This is a genomic window from Dellaglioa sp. CoH-57-MRSF-19 (assembly GCF_056781975.1).
The window spans coordinates 1-233 of the sequence record NZ_JBXAXW010000351.1; the positions used below are offsets into that span (position 1 = coordinate 1).

Annotated in this window: 1 protein-coding gene; it reads left to right on the forward strand. The window is 67.0% G+C overall.

Translation table 11 applies throughout. The features are described from left to right. A partial coding sequence (locus AC1RO3_RS09460; RefSeq protein WP_481764164.1) for a hypothetical protein occupies window positions 1–233 on the forward strand: 233 nt, incomplete at both ends.

Sequence of the window (233 nt, forward strand, 5' to 3'; positions counted from 1 at the left end):
AGAGAGGCCCGCCGTCACGGCGACGGTGTCCGGGAGCGGGTCCGGTTCAACCTGACAGGATTGCGTATGGCCGGGCTGGGCCGGCCGTTGCTGCCGGTCGTGTTGTTCGAGTGCGGGAATCTGGCGACGACGCTGCTGATCTTGCGGGCCACGCAGCTGTTCGAGGTACAGGGCATGGCGACGGCGGCGGCCGCGTCGACGGCGATCCTGATTTATGCGGCACACAATGCTGT